This is a genomic window from Frankia sp. AgKG'84/4 (assembly GCF_023242965.2).
Lineage (GTDB): Bacteria > Actinomycetota > Actinomycetes > Frankiales > Frankiaceae > Frankia.
This window is the reverse complement of the sequence record NZ_JALKFU020000337.1, coordinates 1-5,725: the sequence shown is the minus strand read 5'-3', so window position 1 is coordinate 5,725 and position 5,725 is coordinate 1. Positions and strand designations below refer to the sequence as shown.

The window sequence follows — 5,725 nt, the reverse complement described above, 5'->3', positions numbered from 1 at the left end:
CCACCAGGTCGACGCGGTCGCCGCGTACACGGTGCCGGCGCCGCTGGCCGGGCCCCGGGTCGACGTGGCGGTTCTGACGACGCTCGCGTCGGCGTGCCAGGCGCAGGAGGAGCTGTGCTTCGCCTATACCGACCGGACCGGTGCGGACAGTGCCCGCCGCGTCGAGCCGTACCGCCTGGTCGCCCTGGGCGGGCGCTGGTATCTGCTGGCCGCCGACCTCGACCGCGACGACTGGCGCACCTTCCGCGTCGACCGCATCAGCGCCCCCACGACGAGCGGGCGCCGGTTCCCTGCCCGCCCGCTGCCGGACGAGGACGCCGCCGCTTATGTCCGCCGCGGCGTCGACGGCACGGTGCCCCGCCATCAGGTGCTCGCCGTCATCGCCGCCCCCGCCCGCCAGGTCGGCGCCGTCGTCGGCGGCTGGGGGCAGGTCGAGGCGATCGACGCGACCAGCTGCCGGGTGCGGATGGAGGCGGCGTCACCCGCGTGGGCGGCGATGCTGCTCGGCATCGTCGGCGCCCCGTTCGAGGTCGTCGAGCCCCCCGAGCTGCTCACCACCATCCGCGCCATCGGCGAGCTGTTCACCACCTCCGCCGCGGCGCAGAGCATGCCGTGACTGTGACCGGGCCGCGCCGGTGCGGCGGCGGCGCTTGGGGACACCCCCGGTCGGGCCGGACGGGCGGGTCGCGCGCGGCTAGTCTGGCATCCTGGACGTCTCGCAAGGCACAGGTGTCTCGGCGGGCACCGGTGTCGCGCAGGCCCAGTTCAGCAGGCCGCGTCTCGTCGGGCGTCATCGTTGGCCGGCACCGTGGGTGGTCGGCCGGGCGGGAGGCCGGTCAGGGTGAACGGGTTCATCGAACCCGCCGCGAACGACGGCCTCGGGGCTGCGCGGTCGGGTCAGGTCGACGTGGCGGTCGGCGGCGGGATGACCGTCATCCGGCTGGAGGGCCGTTCGGGTGGGCTCGAGCGGGTGCGCCGGGCGGCGGCGCACGAGCTCGCCGGCGGCCCGTGGGAGTCGCTCAGCGATGACGTCCAGCTCGTCGTCAGTGAGCTGACGACGAACGCGCTGCTGCACGGCGTGGCGCCGGTCGAGGTTCGGGTGATCACCGGTGCGGCGGCCGTGCGGGTGGAGGTCGCCGACGCCAGCCGGATCGTGCCGGTGCGCCCGCCGGTCGGCGGCGAGGGGCTGACCGGGCGGGGAATGGCGCTGGTCGCGGCGGCATCGAGCCGCTGGGGCGTCGATCCGACCCCCACCGGGAAGATCGTCTGGGCGGAGTTCCGCGGTGAAGGCGACACCGGGCCGGCCGGCAGCGTCGAGGCGGGCGAGTCCGACGCGGTCGCGCCCGAGATCAGGGGGCTCTCGGGGATCCGCGGGCTGACCATGCCCAACCCGCCGACCCTGTCGACCATGCCCTCGCTGGCGTCGTCGTCCGTGCCGGCGCAGGCCACGGTGCCGGTACCGGGGCTGCCGCTGTCCTCCCCCGGGCATCTCGTCCGCCTCGGGGACGTGCCCACCGACCTGCTGCTGGCCGCGAAGAACCATGTCGACGGCCTGGTCCGCGAGTTCACCCTCGCGGTCGGCGGCGCGGCGTCGGGGGCGAGCTCCGCGGTGCCCGAACGGCTCGGCGAGCTGCTGACGACGGTGACGACGCGATTCTCCGGGCCGCGGCAGGCGATCAAACGCCAGGCGCTGGCGGCGTCCGCGGCGGGTCATCCGCGCACGCCGCTGGAACTGGTGCTCCCGCCGAGCGCGGCGGACGACGCAGAGCGGTACCTCGCCGCGCTGGAGGAGATCGAGGACTACGCCCGGGCCGCGCGGCTGCTGACGGTGGAGTCGCCGCCGCAGCATGTGGCGTTCCGGCGCTGGTACATCGGCTCGCTCGTGGAGCAGCTACACGCCGCCGAACGCGGCCGGGGCACGGTCCTCGCGCGCAGCTTCGAGCAGTACCTGCTCGACACCCTCGACGTCGTCGTCGGCGCCCAGCGCACCGCGGAACGCGCCGCCCGGCTGCAGCGCGTCACCGCCGCGCTCGCCCGGGCGACCACCCCCGAACAGGTCGCCGCCACCGTCGTCGTCGAGGGTGCCGCGGTGCTCGCTGCCGCCGGCGGTGTCCTGCTGATCCCGCACGGGGCCGGGCGGATGGCCGTGCCCGGCTCGGTGGGGTACGGCGAGAGCATGGTCGCGGCGCTGCGAGCGGAACGGCTCACCGACCGGCTGCCGGCCGCCGACGCGCTGCGCACCGGCGAGCCGGTGTGGCTGGAGTCCCGCCGGGAGCGCGACTCCCGTTACCCCGACCTCGCCGAGCTGGAGCCGACGGCGGTGGCGATGTGTGTGCTCCCGCTGTTCTCCGGGGAACGGACCCTGGGGGCGCTGCGGTTCTCCTTCGACCATCCGCGGCTGTTCGACGACGACGAGCGGTCGTTCGTCCAGGCGCTGGCGGCGCAGACGGGCCTGGCGCTGGAACGGGCCCGGCTGTTCCTCGTCGAGCGGGCCGCCCGGGAGCGCACCACCCTGTTCGCCGCGGCGACCGACCTGTTCACCTCCACCCTGGACACCTCGCGGATCCTGGAGCATCTCGTCGGCCTGCTCGTACCGTGGCACGCGATGCGGGCCTCGGCGTGCCGGGTCGACGACGAGGGTGGCGTGCAGGTCGTCGCCGCCGCCGACCGGGCCGACCTGAACACGGCGCCGCCCGCCCGGGCCGCCGCCGCCGACCACGGCGCCCTCGGCCTCCCCGGGCTGGGCCCGGTGGGCCTGGGCCAGCCTGATGTGGACCCCAGGGGCCTGGGCCTGGACGGTCCCGGCGCGGCGGGTGGTGGCGGGGCGCCGACGGGGCCGTCCTCCGGGCTGGACTCGCTGCCCGCACAGGGTGGTGAGGTGCGGCAGACGGTGCCGATCCGCCGGCTCGTGCCCGACCGGCACGGGATGACCCAGGCGCTGCGCACCGGCCGACCCGCCCGCTCGCCGGACGGGACCCGCCTCGCGCTGCCGCTGGTGCTCGGCGGGCGTCCGGTGGCCGCGGTCTCCCTCGTCGCCGCCGAGGGCCGGGTCTACGCCGACGACGACCATCGCGTCATCGCCGAACTCGTCGACCGGGCCACCGTGGCGATCGGCAACGCCCGCCAGTACGAGCAGGAACGCGGCACCGCCGTGACCCTGCAGCGCAGCCTGCTGCCCCAACAGCTGCCGCAGGTGCCCGGCCTCTCCGTCGCCTGGCGGTACCTGCCCGCCAACGCCGGCGCCCTCGTCGGCGGCGACTGGTATGACGTCCTGCCCGTCGACGACGCCCGCGTCGCCCTGGTCATCGGCGACGTGATGGGCCATGGCATCCACGCCGCGGCGGCCATGGGCCAGCTGCGCGCCACCGTGCGGGCGCACCTCATCGACCAGGCCAGTCCCGGCGCCGTGCTCACCCTGCTCGACGCGGCGGCCTGCCGGCTGGAACAGAGCCGTACCGCCACCGCGGCGGTGGCCGTGTACGACCCTGCGGACGGCCGGCTCGTCGTCGCCTCCGCCGGACACCTGCCCCCGCTGCTGATCCCCGCGCGCGGGCCGGCCCGGTACGTGCCCGTCGAACCCGGGCCGCCGCTGAGCGCCGGCCTGCCCGAATACCCCGAAACGGAGCTGACCGTCGAACCGGGCAGCACCCTGCTGCTCTATACCGACGGTCTCGTCGAGGACCGGGCGCGCCCCTTCGACGAGGGCATGGACCAGCTCCGCGCCTGCGTTACCGCCGGCAGCAATCCCGACGAGATCTGCGACCAGGCGCTGGCGGCCCTGGGCCGCTCCGCCGGCCATGAGGACGACACGGCGCTGCTCGCCGTACGCTTCAGCGCACCGCCGCGCTGACCGACGCCACCGCCGGGATCCGGCTCGGCGATCCTCTGCGGGTACCCGGCCCCGCCGATGGCCGCGGTGGCCCCTGGCTCGGCGAGACCCCGGCAGGCCGGCGACTGTCAGGCTATCCTGACGGCCATGGATGACGGCACCGGTCCCTGGCAGGAAGCCCGCCGCGCCTGGCGGCGCCTCGACGCCTGGTGGCACGGATCATCCTCGGCGGCCTCCCCCGCCGACGCTCCCGACCTGGCCCGCGGCGGTCCATCCGCCGACCCGGCGGGCGCGCGGATGACGGACGCCGACGCGGCGCTGACGGCACTGTCCGACATCGGACTTCTGCGCCGCCTGCTCGACCAGGCCGAGCTGGACGCCGTGCGGTGCGCGCGCCGGGGCCGCCGATCGTGGACGGAGATCGCCGTCCGGCTGGGCGTGACCCGCCAGTCCGCCTGGGAACGCTGGCGCGACCTCGACGAGACCCCGCCGACCGATGCTCCCGCCACGCCGGCCGGCTCCCTCGACTCGATCGCCGCCGACCTCGTCGACCAAGCCACCCGGAGCCTGCTCGCCGGCCGCGAGCGGCATCCGGACGGCATCCCGACTCCACCGAAGAGAGCCAACCGGGCCGCGCGGATGCTTCGCCTGTCGGTTGCCGTGCCGGACGTGATCGGCCTGTCCTGGGACGCGGCCCGCCATCGCCTCGTCGGCGTCGGCCTGGTCGGCGCCGAGCCGGACGCCGGGCCGCAGGACTGGAAGGCAGGCGTCGACAAGGAACCACCGGGAGTCGTCACCGCCCAGATCCCCGAAGCCGGCGCCCGCGTCCCCGCCGGCTCCCTGGTCACCCTCTGGCTCCACCGCGGCGGCGGCTCGGCCGGCGTGCGCGAACCGCGCCGCCCCGGCCCCTCCCCCCGCTCCGCCCGAGTTCTGCGTCCCGAGCCCACCGACGAGGCCGTCGGCTGACTGCCCGATCGGCGAGCGGCGCGGTCCGCGGGCACGCGGCGCGGCCGGCTCACGTCAACACCGTTGATTATCTTGTTGTCGAGGACGGCAGGGGCGAATGGCGGCGATCCGACCGCGGGCGGGACGCGTCCGGATGCGGATGGTGACAGCGATTGCCGGGGGGCATCTCGCGGTCGGGGCGGCGCATCATGGAACGGTGGTGACGTACGCACGGATGTCCGGGCAGGCCGCAGAGCTGCGGGACTGGCTTGGTGGCCAGGTGCTGCGGCGTGTCGCCGGGCCCGAGGGCGCGGCGCGCCGGGAGCGGATCTTCTCCGCCGAGGGCGAGCGCTGGTTCGCCGATGACCGGCCGATCCGCCGGGTGCACGGGGACGCGGCGATGTTCGTCGGCGGGCTGCGGGCGCTGCTGCTGCAGTCGCTGCATCCGCTGGCGATCGCCGGGGTCGCGCAGCACTCGGACTACCGCCACGATCCGTGGGGTCGCCTGCAGCGCACCAGCTTCTTCCTGGCGGCGACGACGTTCGGGCCGGCGCAGGAGGCCGAACGGGCCGTCGCGCGGGTGCGGGCCGTGCACCGCCGCGTGCGCGGCCTCGCCCCGGACGGGCGACCCTACGACGCCTCCGATCCGGAGCTGATGCGCTGGGTGCACGTGGCCGAGATCGACAGTTTCCTCGCCGCCCACCAGCGCTACGGCGCCCACCGGCTGAGCCCGGCCGAGTGCGACGGCTACGTCGCCGACGCGGCGTTCATCGCCGAGCGCCTGGCCATCCCCGACCCGCCGCGCACCACGGCGCAGCTCGCCGACGCCCTGCGGGAGTTCCGGCCGGAACTCGCGGGGACAGCGCAGGCCCGCTCCGCGGCCCGCTACCTGCTGCTCCAGGCGCCGCTGCCACTGGCCGCCCGCCCGCCGTACAGCGCGCTGGCCGGCGC

The 5,725-nt window shown here is 76.0% G+C and carries 4 protein-coding genes; all 4 read left to right on the top strand.

Annotated features, from left to right (window positions below; translation table 11 throughout):
* On the top strand, positions 1–616 hold a 616-nt coding region (locus MXD58_RS18455; RefSeq protein WP_250609632.1), incomplete at its 5' end, for a helix-turn-helix transcriptional regulator.
* Between the two features lie 225 nt (positions 617–841).
* On the top strand, positions 842–3,850 hold the full coding sequence (locus tag MXD58_RS18450) for a SpoIIE family protein phosphatase (protein ID WP_248837070.1): 3,009 nt from the start codon (positions 842–844) through the stop codon (positions 3,848–3,850).
* Between the two features lie 126 nt (positions 3,851–3,976).
* Complete coding sequence (locus MXD58_RS18445; protein WP_248837071.1) at positions 3,977–4,795, top strand: PASTA domain-containing protein; 819 nt, start codon at positions 3,977–3,979, stop codon at positions 4,793–4,795.
* A 214-nt stretch (positions 4,796–5,009) separates the two neighbouring features.
* A partial coding sequence (locus tag MXD58_RS18440; RefSeq protein ID WP_250609633.1) for an oxygenase MpaB family protein occupies positions 5,010–5,725 on the top strand: 716 nt, incomplete at its 3' end.

Coding starts and splice junctions, on each gene's coding strand:
- MXD58_RS18445 (WP_248837071.1), top strand. CDS start 3,977: ATGGATGACGGCACCGGTCCCTGGCAGGAAGCCCGCCGCGCCTGGCGG.